The 18558-nt window shown below is 69.5% G+C and carries 14 protein-coding genes; 5 read left to right on the top strand and 9 right to left on the bottom strand.

What is annotated here, in order from left to right:
- Positions 1-41: 41 nt before the first annotated feature.
- The 3 genes from pyk to pta all read right to left on the bottom strand — a co-directional run bounded on the left by pyk (position 42) and on the right by pta (position 4912).
- On the bottom strand, positions 42-1472 hold the full coding sequence (gene pyk / locus JAO81_RS01485) for a pyruvate kinase (protein ID WP_199545862.1): 1431 nt from the start codon (positions 1470-1472) through the stop codon (positions 42-44).
- 126 nt (positions 1473-1598) lie between these two features.
- On the bottom strand, positions 1599-2807 hold the full coding sequence (locus tag JAO81_RS01480) for an acetate kinase (RefSeq protein WP_199545861.1): 1209 nt from the start codon (positions 2805-2807) through the stop codon (positions 1599-1601).
- A 29-nt stretch (positions 2808-2836) separates the two neighbouring features.
- Positions 2837-4912 carry a phosphate acetyltransferase gene (gene pta, locus JAO81_RS01475; protein ID WP_199545860.1) on the bottom strand — a complete coding sequence of 692 codons (2076 nt, stop codon included), beginning with the start codon at positions 4910-4912 and terminating at the stop codon, positions 2837-2839.
- 386 nt (positions 4913-5298) lie between these two features.
- Here pta and JAO81_RS01470 point away from each other — a divergent pair, with 386 nt between their 5' ends.
- Positions 5299-6324 carry an ATP-dependent 6-phosphofructokinase gene (locus JAO81_RS01470; RefSeq protein ID WP_199545859.1) on the top strand — a complete coding sequence of 342 codons (1026 nt, stop codon included), beginning with the start codon at positions 5299-5301 and terminating at the stop codon, positions 6322-6324.
- 343 nt (positions 6325-6667) lie between these two features.
- On the opposite strand, the gene JAO81_RS01465 is transcribed toward JAO81_RS01470, so the two are convergent.
- Complete coding sequence (locus JAO81_RS01465) at positions 6668-7345, bottom strand: helix-turn-helix transcriptional regulator (RefSeq protein ID WP_199545858.1); 678 nt, start codon at positions 7343-7345, stop codon at positions 6668-6670.
- A 152-nt stretch (positions 7346-7497) separates the two neighbouring features.
- On the opposite strand from JAO81_RS01465, the gene JAO81_RS01460 reads away from it, so the two are divergent.
- The 3 genes from JAO81_RS01460 to JAO81_RS01450 all read left to right on the top strand — a co-directional run bounded on the left by JAO81_RS01460 (position 7498) and on the right by JAO81_RS01450 (position 11261).
- On the top strand, positions 7498-8784 hold the full coding sequence (locus JAO81_RS01460) for a hypothetical protein (protein WP_199545857.1): 1287 nt from the start codon (positions 7498-7500) through the stop codon (positions 8782-8784).
- A gap of 225 nt (positions 8785-9009) precedes the next feature.
- Entirely contained in the window at positions 9010-9861 is an 852-nt protein-coding gene (locus tag JAO81_RS01455) for a hypothetical protein (RefSeq protein ID WP_199545856.1), read from the top strand.
- A 176-nt stretch (positions 9862-10037) separates the two neighbouring features.
- On the top strand, positions 10038-11261 hold the full coding sequence (locus tag JAO81_RS01450; RefSeq protein ID WP_199545855.1) for a glycoside hydrolase family 64 protein: 1224 nt from the start codon (positions 10038-10040) through the stop codon (positions 11259-11261).
- Between the two features lie 43 nt (positions 11262-11304).
- Here the strand turns inward: JAO81_RS01450 and JAO81_RS01445 are convergent, their stop codons facing one another.
- From JAO81_RS01445 to JAO81_RS01425, 5 genes are all read right to left on the bottom strand, one after another.
- A complete protein-coding gene (locus JAO81_RS01445) occupies positions 11305-12129 on the bottom strand; it encodes a carbohydrate ABC transporter permease (RefSeq protein WP_165333719.1) in 825 nt (274 codons plus the stop codon).
- Position 12130: 1 nt separating this feature from the next.
- Complete coding sequence (locus JAO81_RS01440; RefSeq protein WP_199545954.1) at positions 12131-12973, bottom strand: carbohydrate ABC transporter permease; 843 nt, start codon at positions 12971-12973, stop codon at positions 12131-12133.
- A gap of 64 nt (positions 12974-13037) precedes the next feature.
- Positions 13038-14408, bottom strand: a complete 1371-nt coding sequence (locus JAO81_RS01435) for an extracellular solute-binding protein (RefSeq protein ID WP_199545854.1) — start codon at positions 14406-14408, stop codon at positions 13038-13040.
- A 197-nt stretch (positions 14409-14605) separates the two neighbouring features.
- Positions 14606-15283, bottom strand: coding sequence for a response regulator (locus tag JAO81_RS01430; protein WP_199545853.1), 678 nt, complete (start codon positions 15281-15283; stop codon positions 14606-14608).
- The gene (locus tag JAO81_RS01425; RefSeq protein ID WP_199545852.1) at positions 15280-16866 is read right to left on the bottom strand and encodes a sensor histidine kinase; all 1587 of its coding nucleotides are present in this window, start codon (positions 16864-16866) and stop codon (positions 15280-15282) included. Before JAO81_RS01425 ends, JAO81_RS01430 begins: the two co-directional genes overlap by 4 nt.
- 174 nt (positions 16867-17040) lie before the next feature.
- On the opposite strand from JAO81_RS01425, the gene JAO81_RS01420 reads away from it, so the two are divergent.
- Positions 17041-18411, top strand: a complete 1371-nt coding sequence (locus tag JAO81_RS01420; RefSeq protein WP_307813107.1) for a cation:dicarboxylate symporter family transporter — start codon at positions 17041-17043, stop codon at positions 18409-18411.
- The last annotated feature ends 147 nt before the right edge of the window (positions 18412-18558 follow it).

Here is an 18558-nt window from a genome sequence, read left to right as displayed (position 1 = left end):
CACACGGAGGGCGCCTCTTCGTATACGAGCGGAAGAACCACTCAGTCGCGGCGGCCGCCACCGAGGTGGTGCACCCGGACCATGTTGGTGGTGCCCGGGACACCGGGGGGCGATCCCGCGGTGATGATGATGGTGTCACCCGCGCTGCACGCGTTGATCTTCATCATCTCGGCGTCGACCAGCTCCACCATGTCGTCGGTGTTGTCGACATGGGCCACGACCTGGGTGTTCACACCCCAGCTGAGCGTCAGCTGGTTGCGGGTGTCCTGGTCGGTGGTGAAGGCCACGATCGGCTGGACGGGACGGTAGCGGGACAGGCGGCGGGCCGTGTCACCGGAGTGCGTGAAGGCGACGAGGGCCTTGGCGTCGAGGAACTCCGCGATCTCGGCGGCCGCACGGGCCACCGAACCACCCTGCGTACGCGGCTTCTTGCCGGGCACGAGCGGCTGCAGACCCTTGGAGAGCAGCTCCTCCTCGGCGGCCTCGACGATGCGGGACATCGTCTTGACCGTCTCGATCGGGTACGCGCCCACCGAGGACTCGGCGGACAGCATGACCGCGTCCGCACCGTCCAGGATCGCGTTGGCCACGTCGGAGGCCTCGGCGCGCGTGGGGCGGGAGTTGGTGATCATCGACTCCATCATCTGGGTCGCGACGATCACCGGCTTGGCGTTGCGGCGGCAGAGCTCCACGAGGCGCTTCTGCACCATCGGGACCTTCTCGAGCGGGTACTCGACGGCCAGGTCGCCGCGCGCGACCATGATCCAGTCGAAGGCGGCGACGACGCCGTCCATGTTGGCGACGGCCTGCGGCTTCTCGACCTTGGCGCCGACCGGGACGCGACGACCGACCTCGTCCATCACCTTGTGGACGTCCTTGACGTCGTTGGCGTCGCGCACGAAGGACAGGGCGACCATGTCGCAGCCCATCTTCAGGGCGAAGCGCAGGTCCTCGACGTCCTTCTCGGAAAGGGCCGGGACATTGACCGCGGCACCGGGCAGGTTGATGCCCTTGTGGTCCGAGATCACACCGCCTTCGATGACGACGGTCTTGACCCGGGGGCCCTCCACCGAAACGACCTTGAGCTCGACATTTCCGTCGTTGATAAGGACCTGGTCACCCTTGGCGACATCGCCGGGCAGACCCTTGTAGGTCGTACCGCAGATCGACTTGTCGCCGGGTACGTCCTCGGTGGTGATGGTGAACTCGTCACCGCGCACCAGCTCGACCGGACCCTCGGCGAAGGTCTCCAGGCGGATCTTGGGCCCCTGCAGGTCGGCGAGCACACCCACGGCCTTGCCGGTGTCCGCGGCAGCCTGGCGGACGCGGTCGTACCGCTCCTGGTGCTCCGCGTGGGTTCCATGGCTGAAGTTGAAGCGGGCCACATTCATACCGGCCTCGATAAGAGCCTTCAGCTGCTCATACGAGTCGACGGCGGGGCCCAGAGTGCAGACGATTTTGGAACGGCGCATGAGGCGGATCCTATCGGTTTGTTTCGGCGCGGAATATTCCGTCTGGTGGAAAGTCCAAAGGGGCGAACTGTCGCTCAGATGAGGGGAATTGATGCCGGTATTTATCCCGGCATTTATCCCCGGCTTTCATCCCGTGACGAGCGCGTACGCCTGGTTCGCGATCTCCAGCTCTTCATCGGTCGGTACGACGGCCACCGCGACCCGCGCGTACTCCGCGGAGACGAGCCGCGGCTCGTCGGCGCGTACGGCGTTGCGCTCACCGTCGAGGGCCAGGCCCAGCTCCTCGAGACCGCTGATCGCGGCCTCGCGCACCGTCGCCGAGTTCTCGCCGACGCCGGCCGTGAACGCCACGGCGTCCACCCGGCCGAGCACCGCGGCGTAGGCGCCGATGTACTTCTTCAGGCGGTGGATGTACACGTCGAAGGCGAGCGCCGCGGAGGCGTCTCCCTCCGCGCGCCGGCGCTCCACCTCGCGCTGGTCGTTGTCGCCGCACAGGCCGATCAGACCGCTCTTCTTGTTGAGCAGGGCGTCGATCTCGTCGACCGACTTCCCGCCCACCCGGGCCAGATGGAAGATCACGGCCGGGTCGAGGTCACCGGAACGAGTACCCATCACGAGTCCCTCAAGCGGCGTGAGCCCCATGGATGTGTCCACGCACACCCCGCCCCTGACCGCGGACGCCGAGGCGCCGTTGCCCAGGTGCAGGACGATGACGTTGGTCTCCTCGGGAGCCTTGCCGAGCAGCTTCGCGGTCTCGCGCGCCACGTACGCGTGCGAGGTGCCGTGGAAGCCGTAGCGGCGGATCGAGAGCGCGTCGGCGGTCTCGCGGTCGATCGCGTAGCGCCACGCGGCCTCCGGCATCGTCGAGTGGAAGGCCGTGTCGAACACCGCGACCTGGGGGAGGTCGGGGCGGATCGAACGGGCCACCTCGATACCGGTGACGTTCGCCGGGTTGTGCAGCGGCGCCAGCGGTACGAGGCTCTCCAGCTCGGCGAGCACATCGGCGTCCACCACGGTGGGCTGGGTGAACTTGGTGCCGCCGTGCACGACACGGTGGCCGATCGCGGCAAGTTCGGGGGAGTCGAGGCCGAGGCCGTCCTTGGACAGTTCGGCGGCGACCGCCTCGAGCGCGGCCTTGTGGTCGGCGATCGGGCCCTCGAAGACCCGCGCCTCGGCGCCACCGCCGGTGAGCGGGGTGTGCTTGAGCCGGGAGGTCTCCTCACCGATGCGCTCGACCAGGCCGACGGCAAGACGCGAGGCGTCGGCCATGTCGAGCAGCTGGTACTTCACCGACGAGGAGCCGGAGTTGAGGACGAGTACGCGGGTCGCAGTCACGAAAACGGCGCTTCCTAGGTGGGGGAGTGTTACGCGGTGGGGGTCTGGGCCTGGATCGCCGTGATGGCGACGGTGTTGACGATGTCCTGGACGAGAGCGCCGCGGGACAGGTCGTTCACCGGCTTGCGCAGGCCCTGCAGGACAGGGCCGACGGCGATCGCGCCGGCCGAACGCTGCACGGCCTTGTACGTGTTGTTGCCGGTGTTGAGGTCGGGGAAGATCAGCACGCTGGCCTGTCCCGCCACCTCGGAGTCCGGCAGCTTGGTCGCCGCGACGGAGGGCTCGACCGCCGCGTCGTACTGGATGGGGCCCTCGATCTTCAGGGCCGGGTTCTGGCCGCGGGCCAGCTTGGTGGCCTCGCGCACCTTGTCGACGTCGGCGCCCTTGCCGGACGTGCCGGTCGAGTACGAGAGCATCGCGATCCGCGGCTCGACGCCGAACTGCTCGGCGGTGACGGCGGACTGGAGCGCGATGTCCGCGAGCTGCTCGGCGTTGGGGTCCGGATTGACCGCGCAGTCGCCGTACACGAGGACCTTGTCGGCCAGGCACATGAAGAAGACCGAGGAGACGATCTTCGCGTCCGGCTTGGTCTTGATGATCTCGAAGGCCGGGCGGATGGTCGCCGCGGTGGAGTGCACCGAGCCGGAGACCATGCCGTCGGCGAGACCCGTCTGCACCATGAGCGTGCCGAAGTAGTTCACGTCCACGACGACATCGTTGGCCAGCTCGACCGTCATGCCCTTGTGCGCGCGCATCTGTGCGTAACTCTCGGCGAACGTGGCGCGCAGTTCGGAGGTGGCCGGGTCGATGATCTGGGCGCCGGAGAGGTCGATGCCCAGGTCGGCGGCCTTCTTGCGGATCGCCTCGGTGTCGCCGAGCAGCGTCAGCTCGCAGACGCCGCGGCGAAGGAGCACATCGGCGGCGCGCAGGACGCGGTCCTCGGTGCCCTCGGGCAGTACGACTCGGCGCTTGTCCGAGCGGGCCTGCTCGATCAGCTTGTGCTCGAACATCATCGGCGTGACCTTGCCGCTGCGGGACACCTCGACCCGCTTGAGCAGCTCGGCGCCGTCCACATGGCGCTCGAAGAGGCCGAGCGCGGTCTCCGCCTTGCGCGGGGTCGCGGCGTTCAACTTGCCTTCGAGCGCGAAGAGTTCGGCCGCCGTCGGGAAGGAGTTGCCCGCCACGGAGATCACCGGGGTGCCGGGCGCGAGGCGCTCGGCCAGGCGCAGGATCTCCTGGCTGGGCCGCTCGCCCAGCGTGAGCAGCACGCCCGCGATCGGCGGCGTACCGGCGTTGTGCGCGGCGAGCGCGCCCACCACCAGGTCGGCGCGGTCGCCGGGGGTGACGACCAGGCAGCCCGGGGTCAGGGCGTTGAGGAAGTTGGGCAGCATGGCGCCGCCGAACACGAAGTCCAGGGCGTCGCGGGCGAGTCCGGCGTCGTCGCCGAGCAGCACCTTGCCGTCCAGGGCGTGCGTGATCTGCGCGACGGTGGGCGCGGCCAGCGCCGGCTCGTCGGGCAGCACGTAGCAGGGCACCTGGAGGCGGCCCCCCACACGCCCGCCGATGACCTCGCGGCCCTCGGCGGCGACCCGGTTGACCACCAGCGCGAGCACGTCGCAGCCGAGCGCCTCGTACGCGCGGTACGCGTTGCGCGCCTCGGCGCGTACGGACTCCGCGGACTGGTTCTTGCCGCCGACCACCGGCAGCACCGACGCGCCGAACTCGTTCGCGAGCCGGGCGTTGAGCGCCAGTTCGTCGGGGAGCTGGGTGTCGGCGAAGTCGGTGCCGAGCACGAGGACCACCTCGTACTCGCGCGCCACCTGGTGGAAGCGGTCGACGAGGCGGGAGACCAGCTCGTCGGTGCCCTTCTCGGCCTGGAGCGCGGAGGCCTCGTGGTAGTCCATGCCGTAGACGCTCGACGCGTCCTGCGTGAGGCGGTAGCGCGACCGCAGCAGGTCGAAAAGACGGTCCGGGCCGTCGTGGACGAGCGGGCGGAAGACGCCCACCCGGTCGACCTGGCGGGTCAGGAGCTCCATGACTCCCAGCTCGACCACCTGCCGGCCGTCGCCTCGGTCGATCCCGGTCACGTACACGCTGCGCGTCACGCGTGCTCTCCGTTCCATCGCGTCTGCATCTGTCTGCTGCCTTCCGCCGCGGCTGCTCCCGCGGCCGCACGGCAACTGTCTCTTCTTGCCTGTCCCGATTGTCGGCGGACAGACGTTCCCGCGCCTGCGGTGGGGGTACGAGCGTTCGTACGGTGATCCACCGCGACGGAGGCCGCAAAATTACCCGTTATGGTGGGCTTGACCTCTTGACAATACCTCCGCGGATGGATAGAGCGCCCGCCGGACCAAGGCCCCTGAAGCGGTGGGACAAAGGGCCTGGAAGGTCCTTTTGCGGCGGAGTAAGTGAAAGGGGCACACCTGTGTGGCCCGTGGAACAATCGGACCCGGGCTCACGCGTACGACTAGCGACCAGGAGACACAGCACGATGCGTATCGGAGTTCTGACCGCAGGCGGCGACTGCCCGGGCCTGAACGCAGTGATCCGGTCGGTCGTGCACCGTGCCGTCGCCGCGCACGGGGACCAGGTCATCGGTTTCGAGGACGGCTACAAGGGGCTGCTCGACGGCTACTACCGCCCCCTCGACCTCACCGGTGTCAGCGGCATCCTCTCGCGTGGCGGCACGATCCTGGGTTCGGCCCGGCTGGAGAAGGGCCGCCTCGAGGACGCCGTCGCCAACGCGCCCGCCCTTGCCAAGAAGCTCGGCATCGACGTCCTCATCCCGATCGGCGGTGAGGGCACGCTGACCGCGGCGCGCATGCTGTCGGACGCGGGCATGCCGGTCGTCGGCGTGCCGAAGACGATCGACAACGACATCAATGCCACGGACCGTACGTTCGGCTTCGACACGGCCGTCGGTGTGGCCACGGAGGCGATGGACCGCCTCAAGACCACCGCCGAATCGCATCAGCGCGTCATGGTCGTCGAGGTCATGGGCCGGCACGCGGGCTGGATCGCGCTCGAGTCCGGGATGGCCGGCGGTGCGCACGGCATCTGTCTGCCGGAGCGGCCCTTCGACCCCGCTCAGCTGGTGAAGATGGTGGAGGAACGTTTCGCGCGCGGCAAGAAGTTCGCGGTCATCTGTGTGGCCGAGGGCGCGCATCCCATCGAGGGCACGATGGACTACGGCACCGGTGAGATCGACCAGTTCGGTCACGAGCGCTTCAAGGGCATCGGTACCGCGCTGGCCCACGAGCTGGAGCACCGGCTCGGCAAGGAGGCCAAGCCGGTCATCCTCGGTCACGTCCAGCGTGGCGGCACGCCGACCGCGTACGACCGTGTGCTCGCGACGCGCTTCGGGTGGCATGCGGTGGAGGCCGCGCACCGGGGTGAGTTCGGGAAGTTCACCGCGCTGCGGGGGACGGATATCCAGATGGTGCCGTTGGCGGATGCGGTTTCGGAGCTGAAGACGGTGCCGGAGTACCGGATGGCGGAGGCGGAGTCGGTCTTCTGAGCCCAGCCTTTTGCGTCGGGCCTCCGCCTCTTGGCGGGGGCCTGTTGCGTTTCGGGTGCGGTGCGGTGCGGTGCGGTGCGGCTGGGGTGCGGTCTCGTTGTCGGGTGCGGGCCGGTTGCGCCGGCGGCGGGCTGATTCCCCCTACCCGCCCCTTCCCGAAACCGGGGCTTCGCCCCGGGCCCCTTCATCCGAACTTCGTTCGGATCGCCTCAAACGCCGGCGGGGCTGAAAGATCTGCTCAAGCGCCGCAGGGGCTGAAAGATGAAAGATGTCCTCAAACGCCGGACGGGCTGGGTTGCCGGCAGGGCTGGAATAAGTCCCGTGTCGCCCGGGACTTCTGGCCTCAATCCCCCCGGACCCGCGCCCAAAAGTGGTCCAGGATACGGCTCAGGAACTCCCGCGCCCCCTCGCCGGTGTCGCCGGAATCACCCCAGCCGAGCGTGGCCGCCGTGCGGCCCTGGTACTCCTCGTGGAGGGATTCCAGGGCGCGTTCCAGGTGACGCGGCGGGACCGGGACCAGCTTCCCGACCGGTTTGACGTACGGCTGCCAGCGCGCGGTCGCCGCACTCTTCAGGAGCTCCGTCAGACGGGCGTCGCGGCCCGTGACGGTGGCGAAGGCGCGCGGCGAGAGGCCGAGGACCTCGGCGAGCGCGGCCGTCTGGCGGTCGTTGCCGCGCCAGTCCTCGCGCTCCTCCATCTGCAGATACGAGCGGTGGTCGAGCCCCACGGCCCGCGCCACGTCCTCCGTGGCGAACCCCCGCGCGAGGCGGTGCTCGCGCAAGGTCCGCGCCGTGCCCAGGAGTTCACCGGGCGTGCACCACAACGCCCCGGCCAGAGCGGTCAGTTCGCCGCTCGTCGGTGCCGCGATCCCGCGCTCCCAGGCGAGCACGGTGTCCGGCGTGACATAGGGCAGCCCGTAGCTGGCCCGGATGCCGTACGCCACGTGCCCGGGCGCCATGCCGAGCGCCTCGCGCAGCCGGCGGGCGGCGAGGGCGTTGAACGGGGGAGTGGTCTGGGACACGCGGTCACGCTAGGTCCGGGCGCGGGCGGTGGCTACGGTGCGTTCGCCCAGGATCACTGATCGTAGGAATCTACGGCTCTGATAGTTTCCGGATTCGGATCGACCGCTTATGACGGTGGGTGGTCGGCCGTTCGCGAACTCGGGGGAGGGTCATGGGGAGGGTCCCCGCGCGGCTGTTCAGGCGGGTGCCCGAACGGCTCCGCGTGCCGCTGGTCGCCGGCCTCGCGATGGTGATCATCGCAGGCGCGGCCGTGGTGGTCCTGTCGTCCGGTGGTGCGCAGGGCGGGCATCTCGTCGCGAACCGGGACCAGTTGAAGCGCGCCTGCGGCGGCCTCCTGCCGTACGAGGAGCTGCGCGGACTCGTCCCGGACGACGTACGCGGCGAGGCCCACGCGTACGGCACCCGGCTCACGCCCGACGAGGAGAGCCGCGCTCTGCTCAACTGCTCGGTGACCTGGCCCGATCGCGGTGGCGTGGAGGTGGCGGCGGTGCCCATCCTGTCCCGGCTGCCCGATCGCGCGAAGCTCGAGGCCGAGGACCTGCTGCCCGCCTCCGGGATGGACGGCGACGCCTACGAGGCCCCCGGAGTGACCGGCCGGTCCGGCGGCGGCCCGGGTGCGTGGGTGGTCGCCGAGTGCCCGGCGGGGCTCCGCACGCGGGGGCGCGAAGTGACCGGGATGTACGTCACCGCGAGCGCGTACCGCACTGGCGCCGGCGCGCAGAAGAGCGGGACCGAGGCGCGGGCCCTGCGTGATGTCCGTACCGCTGTGACGGTCGCCAACGCGCTCACGCGCGCACAGAAGTGCGGGGGCGCGGCGATTCCCCTGCCGGACGCGGTGGTCGACACGTACGACGAAAAGACCACGAGCGATCCGGACGGCAGCAACTGGGAAGTCGAGCGCATCGACATTCCGGGCTCGGACGCCGCCAAGTGCAGGGGTCTCGGGAAGGACTTGGGCGGCCGCTGGTCCGTTGCCGGCGATCTGCAGGATTCGCGGCTCCTGAGCGTCTGCGACGCCACCCCGTACGAGCGCACGGATCCCTCCGCGGAATCCGGCGACGTGAAGGGTGTCCACTACATCTCCGCCGCCAGCTGGGCGGGGCCGCTGAGCGAGGCCGTCGACGAGTCGTACGAGGACCACGGGGCCAGCTACGGGTTCCGCGCGGGTGAGCGCACCAAGGAGCTCCGCGAAGGCGAGCCGGTGAGCCTCGCCCTCTGGGCCGGCGGGCAGTGCGCCGCCGGGCGGACGCTGCATCGCGTCAGCGTCTCCCTGGACTTCGGGGGCCACTCCTCGACCCTGACGGAGCGTGAGCGCACCCGCCTGTCGACGCAGGCCCGCAAGACGCTCGACGGATATCTCGCCGACCCCGGAGGCTGGCCCCGGCAGCAGCGCTGCCACGACACCGAGATCCTCGGAGAGGTGGAGGGATGGCGGTGAAGAAGCTGCTGCCGCGGATCGCGGGCGGTGCGGTCGCGCTCGCCGTCCTGGTCTCCGGGTACCTCTGGCTGCACGGCGACTTCCGCCGCTGGGACGGCGAGGCGAAGCTGGACGCCGCCTGCGACGGGCTGCTCGACCGGGCGGTGATGCGCGAGGTGCTGGCACGGCGACGGAGAGGCCACCGGGCGGGGGTGGGACGGCCCCCCGCACCACGTACGTTGCGAGGTGGCCATCGGCGGCGGTGGCAAGGCCGACGTACGGGTGGCCGACGAGACGGCCACCGGCGTCGCCGGCTTCGAGCCGTTCCTCGGCGGCAGGGAGCACGCCCTTGCCGTACCGGTCGGCAACGGCTGGTCGGGCCTTTTCGGTGCCGCCGGCGGCGACGGGGACGAGACGGAGGGCGTGACGACCTCCCTCGCACTGCACTGCACGGCCGGCGACGCGAAGACCCTCATGGTCACTGTCAGGGCCGACTTCACCGACGCGCGCCCGCTCGACGACCCCGCGAGCCGTCCCGCGTATGCCCGGATCGCCGAGGCGACGGCCCGCAAGGTCTCCGAAGTGCGAGGCTGCGAAGCCGAGTTGGGCGACAGGGTGCGCAGCCTCCCGCTGCCGGTGCGCGAGGACGAGTACAAGCCGCTTGCCGAGGCGGACGGCACCTGCGCCGGTATCGAGGCCGTACGAGGGGTGCGCACCGCACTCGAGACGGCCCGGGACGGAGCCCCGTACGAGCGGTGCCGGCTCCTCGGCGTGGACGGCCTGCGCCGATACGGCCTGGAGGCCAGTTTCGGTACCTACGCCGAGTCCTTCTTCCGGGGCAACCGGCAGTCGTACGAGGAGGACTTGCCCACCGGCGAGGACCCCGCCCACCATCGCGGCCGCGAAGAAGGCGTCAGCTGGACGACGGCCAAGTGCCCGGAGGGGACGGCCCTGTTCACCCTGGCCGCCTATGGGCGCCACGACGAGAAGGGCTCCGCGCTGGTCTCCGGCGACCTCGCCCAGGAACGCGCCGCTCTGAAAATTTTCGCCGAACGTTCCGCCCAGGCCCACGGCTGTCAGGCGCCCAAGGCTCCCTGACCGTCGGCAACCCCCTGACCAGGAAAGGTACGGACCAGGGTCGGCGGAAGGCTCGTACCTTCGACTCTTGTACGAAGGGAAATGATGGGAGCGCTCCCCGCGTGAAGTCTTGACGGCTCACGACCCGCTCGCAACAGTGGGCACACCCCACACCCCCCACTACAGGAGCGCCGATCGTGATATCGCGCAGACTGTTCCTCGCGGGCGCCACAGCGAGCGCCGCCGCAGCCGCAGCATCGTTGGCCGTGCCGTCCTGGACGGCCGGTGCCGCCGCCCCCGCGACCTGTGAACTGGCCTTGGAGAACAAGTCGTTGAGCGGCACCGTGCGTGCCTATGTCACCGGCCACGAGCAGTCCACCGGCAACTGGGTGCTGCTCCGTGCCGACGGCGGCGTCTACCGGCCCGAGTCGCCCTCCGCCCCGCAGACGCCGCTGCCCGTCGACTGCGCCATCCCGCTGAACCCGGCCGGCGCGGCGCCCAAGGTCGTGACGCTGCCTCAGATGTTCGGCGCACGCGTCTACTTCGTACGCGACGACACCCTGGACTTCTTCCTCAACCCGGGACCAGGACTCGTCGAACCGGCCTTCGCGACCCCCACGGACGCGAACTACGGGAAGATCTGGTCGTTCTGCGAATTCACCTTCAACACGGTGCAGTTGTTCGCGAACATCAGCTACGTCGACCTGGTGACCGCCCTGCCCATCGGGCTGCGTCTCGAGGGCGACGCCACCCACACCGTCGCCCCGCTGCCCGACGGCGCGGTCGACAGGATCGCCGCCGACCTCCAGGCGCAGGCGGCCCGCGACGGACAGCCGTGGGACCAGCTCGTCATCAAGGGCGGCGACGGCAAGGTGCTTCGCTGCATCTCGCCGCAGAACCTGATGGCCCCGTACTTCGACCGGCCCGACCAGATGCCGCTGCGCGATGTGTGGAACGGGTACATCGACCAGGTCTGGGAGAAGTACCGGGGCACCGACCTGCGGATCGATCTGCAGGGCGGCCGGGGCGTGTTCACCGGCCGGGTCAGCGGCGACACGCTCACCTTCAACGGCGGGCACAGCTTCCCCAAGCCGACGTCGAAGGACATCTTCACCTGCAACCACGGCCCGTTCACCAACAACCCGTCGGACTCCGACGACAAGAAGGGCCTGCTCGCGCGGCTGGCCGCCGGGTTCAACCGCAGCATCATGCTGACGCACCCCGACCAGCCGAACGGTGTGACCGCCGGTGACTACTACCGGGACGCCACCACCAACCACTGGTCGCGCGTCGTGCACGCCAACTCGCCCATCGGGTACGCCTTCCCGTACGACGACGTACGCCCCGACGGCCAGCCGGACGTGTCCGGGGCGGCGCACGACGGGAATCCGCGGCGGTTCACGGTGAGTGTGGGGGTCTGACCCCCCGCAGGAGACGGCGGGGTCCGGCTGCCCCCGGGCCCCGCTACCCCTTCACCGCACCTCCCAGGGCGAAGCCCCCGCCCAGCCGCCGCGCGATCAGCACGTACAGCAGGATCACCGGCGTCGAGTAGATGATCGAGAAGGCGGCGAGCTGGCCGTAGACCACCTGGCCGCGGTTGCCGAAGAAGTCGTTGATGCTGACCGAGGCGGGCATCTGGGCCGGGTCGATCAGGAGCATGAAGGGGACGAAGAAGTTGCCCCACATCATGACGAAGGAGAAGACCGTGACGACGGAGACTCCGGGGCCCATCAGCGGCAGCACGATACGCAGCAGCGACTGGAAGGACGAGGCGCCGTCCGTCCAGGCGGCCTCCTCCAGCTCCTTCGGGACGCCGTCCATGAAGTTCTTCATCAGCCAGATGGCGAACGGCAGGCCCGAGGCCGCGAAGAAGAAGATCGTGCCGTGCATGGTGTCGATCAGGTCGACCTGCACGAACAGGGCGTAGACCGGCACCATCACGGCCGTGATCGGCAGACAGGTCGCGAAGAGGATCGTGAGCAGGAACGGGCGGTTGAAGCGGGAGCGGTAGCGCGACAGCGGATACGCGGCGAGGGCCGCGCACACGACCACGAGGGCCGTCGCGCCGCCGCACAGGATCAGGGAGTTGAGCAGCGGTGTGAACGTGACGTCGTCGACGAGCACCGCGTCGAAGTTGTCGAAGGTGAGGCTGCCCGGAACCTTCACCTTGAGATTGGCCTCCGCGTCCAGCGCGGAGAGCACCACCCAGGCGAGCGGCAGGACGAAGACCGCGGCCGCGAAGAGGAGGCCCAGGTCGGCGGCGAGACGGCGCTGCGTACGGCGGTTCATCTCAGACCTCCGTCCGAAGGAGGCGCATGTACACGAGCGAGAAGAGCGAGCCCACGATGAGCAGGAGCAGGGCGACCGCCGTGGCATAGCCGATCATGCTGTTCTGGAACGCCTCCTCGTACATGTACAGCGGGAGCGTCTGGCTGCGGTTGCCAGGGCCGCCGCGGGTCATCACCCAGATCAGGCCGAACACCGAGAGCGTCTGCAGGGTGTTGAGCATCAGGTTGGTGCCGATGGAGCGGCGGATCATCGGCAGCGTGATGTGCCACAGACGGCGCCAGCCGCCCGCGCCGTCCACCTGCGCCGACTCCACGATCTCCTTGGGGATCTCGTTGAGCGCGGCCGAGTAGACGAGCATCGAGAAGGCCGTGCCGCGCCACACGTTGGCGAAGGACACCGCGAGGATCGGCAGCGTGAACAGCCAGTTCTGGCTGGGCAGATGGAGGAAGTCGAGGATCGCGTTGAGCGTGCCCTGCTTCTGGAAGAACGCGTAGAGCAGGAAACCCGCGACGACCTCCGGCAGCACCCACGCGGTGACCACGATGCCGCCGGTGAGCGTGCGCAGCGGCTTGGAGGCGCGCTGCATGAGCAGGGCGAGCCCGAGGCCCAGGGTGTTCTGGCCGACGAGCGAGGACAGGACCGTGAACACCAGCGTGAGCCAGACGGCGTTGAGGAAGTCCTCGTCGACGAACGCCTCACGGAAGTTCTCGAAGCCGATGAAGCTGGAGGAGGCCTGTCCCGTCAGCTGCAGGTCGGTGAAGGCCAGATAGACGCAGTAGCCGATGGGGCCCGCGAGGAAGGCGAGCATCAGAAGGACGGCAGGGGAGACGGGCAGGGCCCGCATCAGCGTGCGACGCGGGCCCCGCTTGGCCACCGGCGATGACGAGGCACTCTTCACGTACCGGTGCTCACTTCTTGACGACGGCGTTGTCGGTGACGGACGCGAGTTCCTCGTCGTACGTCCCGGCCGCCTCGTCGACCGAGGCGTCACCGGTCGTGACGGACTCCATCGCTTCCTGGATCGCCACCGAGACCTTCGGATAGGCCGGATACGCGGGCCGGTAGTGGGTGAACTCCACCAGGTCCGTGAAGAACTTGAGGCCGGGCTGCGCCTTCACGTACTCCGGATCCTCGGCGACGTCCTCACGGACGGCGATACCGGAGTTGGAGATGTACCACTTCTGGGCGTTCTCCTTCGTCTGCATCGTCTTGATGAACTCGAAGGCCAGGTCCTTGTTGGCCGCTTTGCTGGGAATCGCCCAGGTCCAGCCGCCCGACATGCTGACCTTGCCGGGGGCCTGGCCGTTCTGCGTCGGCATGGCCGCGAGCCCCAACTCCTTCGACCAGGTGGGCCATTCGTGTCCGGCCCCCTCGTTCCAGTCCTGCGGGAGCCAGGAGCCGTCCAGGTTGATGCCGAGCTTCTCCTTCGGCAGCAGCTCACCGCGGACCGTGGGACCGAAGTTGGGGTCGAGCGCGTCCGACACCTCGGGGCCGAGCTTGTCCTTGTAGACGGTCTCCACGAACTGCAGGGAGTCCTTGAAGCCCTGGCTGCCCTGCACCCACTTCTTCTGGCCCGCGTCGTACAGCGGGTCCTCGCCCGTCCCGTACAGAAGCATCTCGAAGCCCTGCATGGTCGACTGCTCGCCGCCGGGCTTGCCCGTGTAGACGTTCAGCGGGGTGACGCCGGGCACCTTCTCCTTGATGGTGCGGGCCGCGTCGAGGATCTCGTCCCAGGTCTTCGGCTGCCACGTCTCGGGCAGGCCGGCCTTCTTGAACACCGCCTTGCTGTACCAGAGTCCACGGGTGTCGGTGCCGTCCGGTACGCCGTAGGTCTTGCCGTTCTCCGCCTTCGCGGCGGCCTTGGCCGTGTCGATGAACTTGTCCCAGTCCGGCCACTTGTCCAGGTACTTGTCGAGCGGCTCCAAATACCCGCTGGTGATGTCGGAGTTGATGAGGAACGTGTCCTCGTACACCAGGTCGGGCGCGGTCTTCGGGGAGCGCAGCATCTGCTGCAGCTTGGTGTAGTACTCGGCGTCCGGCGCCTTGATCGGGACGAGCTCGACCTTCTTGCCGGGGTTGTCCTTCTCGAACTGCTTCTTCATGTCCGCGAGGAAGTTGTCCATGACCTTGACGTTGTTGTCCATGGACTGCTTGAACGAGACCTTCAGGGTGTCCGGGTCGTCCCCGGAGTCATCACCGCAGGCGGTCAGCGTGGTGGCGGCGAACAGGGCTGCTGCGCCGAGTACGAGGGGCGCGGTGGAACGCTTGGGGCGACGCACGGTACGACCTCCTACGAGCCTGCGGGGCGGCTGCGGGGTTGCGCTACGGCGTAATGCGTTAAGGCGTATGCGTTGGGGCTGCCCGGCGAACGTACGGTCGTTGTTCACCGAGGGTCAATGCCCGTGCGCCCGCCGAGATCGGTTCCGTGACAACGTTGTTATGACGAGGGCGAGTTGACCGCCCGCTCACCGGGCGCTCAGATCGTCACCCAGCGATAGTGCAGCTCGGGCCGCCCCACTTGCCCGTACTGCGGAGCCCGCACCGCGCGGCCCGACTCGACCAGATGCTCCAGATAACGCCGGGCCGTGATGCGCGAGAGCCCCGCCGACTCGGCGGCCGACGCGGCACTCAGGCCCTCGGGCACCGCCCGCAGCGTGGTGATCACCCGGTCAAGGGTCGGGGCGCTGAGCCCCTTGGGCAGCGACGCGGGGCGGGGTGCGCGCAGCGAGGCCAGCGCACGGTCGACCTCGTCCTGGCCGGAGGCCTCGCCCGCCGCCGTACGGAACTCCGCATACCGTACGAGGCGGTCGCGCAGCGTCGAGAACGTGAACGGCTTGAGCACGTACTGCACGACGCCCAGCGAGACGCCCTCGCGCACCACGGCCAGATCGCGGGCCGAGGTCACCGCGATCACATCGGCCTGATGGCCGGCCGCGCGCAGGCTGCGGGCCAGCTGCAGACCGTGCCCGTCGGGCAGGTAGAGGTCGAGGAGCAGCAGATCGACGGGGGTGCGCTCGAGGACGCGGCGGGCCTGCGCACCGGAGTGCGCCTTGGCGACCGCCTGGAAGCCGTGGACCCGGTTGACGTACATGACATGCGCGTCGGCGACCACAGGATCGTCCTCGACGACGAGCACACGGATCGGCTCGCTCACACCCGTACCTCTTTCTTCAGCGGCAGCCGGACGGTGAACTCGGCGCCCCCGTCCGGGGATTCGGTCATGGCCACCGTGCCGCCGTGGCGGTGGGCCGTCTGCCGGACGAGCGCGAGGCCGAGACCCCGGCCCGGGCCCTTGCCGGACCAGCCGCGCGCGAACACATCCGCGTCGGCGGGGACGCCGGGCCCGTTGTCGGACACGTTCAGAAGCAGCTCGCCCCGGACCACCACCGCCGTGACGGTCACCGCGCCGCCGGGGGTGCCGGTCGCCGCGTCCACGGCGTTGTCGATCAGATTGCCGAGCACGGTGACCAGGTCACGGGCGGGCAGCGTATCCGGAAGCAGCCCGTCGTCAAGACGGCTGTCGGGGGAGACCTCGAGCTCGACCCCGCGCTCGTTGGCCTGCGCGGCCTTGCCGAGGAGCAGCGCCGCGAGCACCGGTTCGCCGACCGCGGTGACCACCTGGTCGGTGAGCGCCTGGGCCAGTTCCAGCTCGGCCGTGGCGAAGTCGACGGCCTCTTCGGCGCGGCCCATCTCGATCAGGGAGACCACGGTGTGCAGCCGGTTCGCGGCCTCGTGCGCCTGGGAGCGCAGCGCCTGGGTGAAGCCGCGCTCGTGGTCCAGTTCGCCGGTCAGGGCCTGCAGTTCGGTGTGGTCGCGCAGGGTCGCGACGGTGCCGCGCTGCTCGCCGCCGGAGACCGGTGAGGTGTTGACGACGATCACGCGGTCCGCGGTCAGATGCACCTCGTCCACGCGAGGCTCGGTGGCGAGCAGGGCGCCGGTGAGCGGGGCGGGCAGACCGAGGTCGGCGATGTTCAGGCCGACCACCTCGCCCCGCACGCCGAGGAGTTCGCGCGCCCCGTCGTTGAGCAGTGCGATCCTGCGCTGTCCGTCGAGCATGAGGAGGCCTTCGCGCACGGCGTGCAGCGCGGCCTGGTGGTAGTCGTGCATGCGGCTGAGCTCGGCGGCGTTCATGCCGTGCGTGTGCCGCCGGAGCCGGGCGTTGATCACGTACGTGCCGAGGCCGCCGAGCGCGAGGGCGCCGAGTGCGACCGCGAGCAGACCGGTGAGCTGGCGCTGCACCTGGTCGTCGATCTCCTCGATCTTGATGCCGGCGCTGACCAGGCCGACGATCCGGCCCCGGTCCTGGACGGGCGTGACGACCCGGACGGAGGGGCCGAGCGTTCCCGTGTACGTCTCGGAGAAGGTCCTGCCGTCGAGCGCGGGCCCGATGTGCCCGAGGAACCTGTCGCCGATGTGCTCGGTGTTGGGATGCGTCCAGCGGATGCCCTTGGGGTCCATGATCGTCACGAAGTCCACGTCTGCGTCCTCGCGTACGTCCTCCGCGTACGGCTGCAGGAACATCGTCGGCCGGTCCCCGCTGATCGCTTCCCGCACGGAAGGCGAGTCGGCCACCGCGCGCGCCGCCGCCGTCGCCTGGCGTACGGCCGCGCTCTCCGCCTGGCGGTGCGCGGTGACGTACGCGAACACGGCGCACCCGGCCACGACGACCGCGACGAGCACGACCTGCATGGCGAAGAGCTGGCCCGCGAGCGAGCGCGGCTTGGGTATCCGGGGCATGGCCCCAGTCTGCCTGCGGAGATAAGCGCGAACTAAATGTACGCAAGGGTGACCCCGGTCACGGCCTGATGGATATTCACACCGACCGCCGCCGGGGCAAGCCCCCGAACGCCCGGGCCGCACAGGGGACGGACCGGGCCGGCGGGACTTGAGCCGTAAGTGCAGGGAGGCACCGTGGCAGCCACGACGACAGGCAAGCGGGACAAAACTCACTATCTCTATATCGCGGTGATCGTGGCGGTGGTGCTCGGTATCGCGGTCGGCTTCGCCGCACCGGGTGTCGCCGTGGAGCTGAAGCCCATCGGCACCGGCTTCGTGAACCTGATCAAGATGATGATCTCGCCGATCATCTTCTGCACGATCGTGCTCGGTATCGGTTCCGTACGGAAGGCCGCCAAGGTCGGTGCCGTCGGCGGTATCGCGCTGCTCTACTTCACCGCCATGTCGATGGTGGCGCTCGCCATCGGTCTGGTCGTCGGCAACATCATCGACCCCGGTACGGGTCTCGCGGTGACCGACTCGGTCGCGGCGACCGGCCATGAGCAGGTCGACGCCGAGGCCAAGGACACCGTCGAGTTCCTGCTCGGCATCATCCCGACCACGTTCGTCTCCGCCTTCACCGGCGGCGAGGTGCTGCAGACCCTGCTCATCGCGCTGCTCTCGGGCTTCGCGCTGCAGGCCATGGGCGACGCCGGCCAGCCGATCCTGCGCGGTGTCGAGCACATCCAGCGCCTGGTGTTCCGCGTCCTCGCCATGATCATGTGGGCCGCGCCGATCGGTGCCTTCGGCGCCATCGCCGCCGTCACGGGCTCCGCCGGTCTCGACGCGCTCAAGTCCCTGGCCGTCCTGATGCTCGGCTTCTACATCACCTGCGTGCTCTTCATCTTCCTCGTGCTCGGCGCGCTCCTGCGGATGGTCGCCGGCCTCAACATCCTCACGCTCTTCAAGTACCTGGGCCGTGAGTTCCTGCTGATCCTGTCCACCTCCTCCTCCGAGTCGGCGCTGCCGCGCCTCATCGCGAAGATGGAGCACATGGGCATCAGCAAGCCCGTGGTCGGCATCACCGTCCCGACCGGCTACTCCTTCAACCTCGACGGCACCATGATCTACATGACCATGGCCTCGCTGTTCGTCGCCGACGCCATGGGGACGCCGATGTCGATCGGCGAGCAGATCCCGCTCCTCCTCTTCCTGTTCGTCGCCTCGAAGGGCGCCGCCGGTGTCACCGGCGCCGGCCTCGCGACGCTGGCCGGCGGTCTGCAGTCGCACAAGCCCGCCCTGGTGGACGGCATCGGCCTGATCGTCGGCATCGACCGCTTCATGAGCGAGGCCCGCGCCCTGACCAACTTCGCGGGCAACGCGGTGGCCACGGTCCTCATCGGCACCTGGACCAAGGAGATCGACCGCACTCGCGTCGACGAGGTGCTGTCCGGCCGCGCCCCGTTCGACGAGCGCACGCTGCTCGACGACGGACACGGGGCGGCTCCGGCCGGGGACGGTGTGCCGCTGCAGAAGAGCGGCGAGAAGGAGGGCGCGGCGGTCTGATCAGCCCGCCGCACGCCGCACGCCGCACGCCGCCCGCCGTACGCCGCACGCCGTACGCGGCTGCGCGGAGCCGCACGCAGCCGTACGCAGCCGTACACATACGGAAGCACTGGGGCCGCGCTGGGCCCTCGGGCCGCGGCGGCGGCC

It is taken from the genome of Streptomyces sp. N35, assembly GCF_016464295.1.
GTDB lineage: Bacteria > Actinomycetota > Actinomycetes > Streptomycetales > Streptomycetaceae > Streptomyces.
Note: the sequence above shows the minus strand (reverse complement) of the source record. Positions and strands in the feature narration are given on the sequence as shown.

Excerpts from the sequence above, each read along its gene's own strand:
- pyk (WP_199545862.1), bottom strand. The coding sequence starts at position 1,472 with ATGCGCCGTTCCAAAATCGTCTGCACTCTGGGCCCCGCCGTCGACTCG.
- JAO81_RS01470 (WP_199545859.1), top strand. The coding sequence starts at position 5,299 with ATGCGTATCGGAGTTCTGACCGCAGGCGGCGACTGCCCGGGCCTGAAC.
- JAO81_RS01460 (WP_199545857.1), top strand. The coding sequence starts at position 7,498 with ATGGGGAGGGTCCCCGCGCGGCTGTTCAGGCGGGTGCCCGAACGGCTC.
- JAO81_RS01445 (WP_165333719.1), bottom strand. The coding sequence starts at position 12,129 with ATGAACCGCCGTACGCAGCGCCGTCTCGCCGCCGACCTGGGCCTCCTC.
- JAO81_RS01440 (WP_199545954.1), bottom strand. The coding sequence starts at position 12,973 with ATGCGGGCCCTGCCCGTCTCCCCTGCCGTCCTTCTGATGCTCGCCTTC.
- JAO81_RS01425 (WP_199545852.1), bottom strand. The coding sequence starts at position 16,866 with ATGCCCCGGATACCCAAGCCGCGCTCGCTCGCGGGCCAGCTCTTCGCC.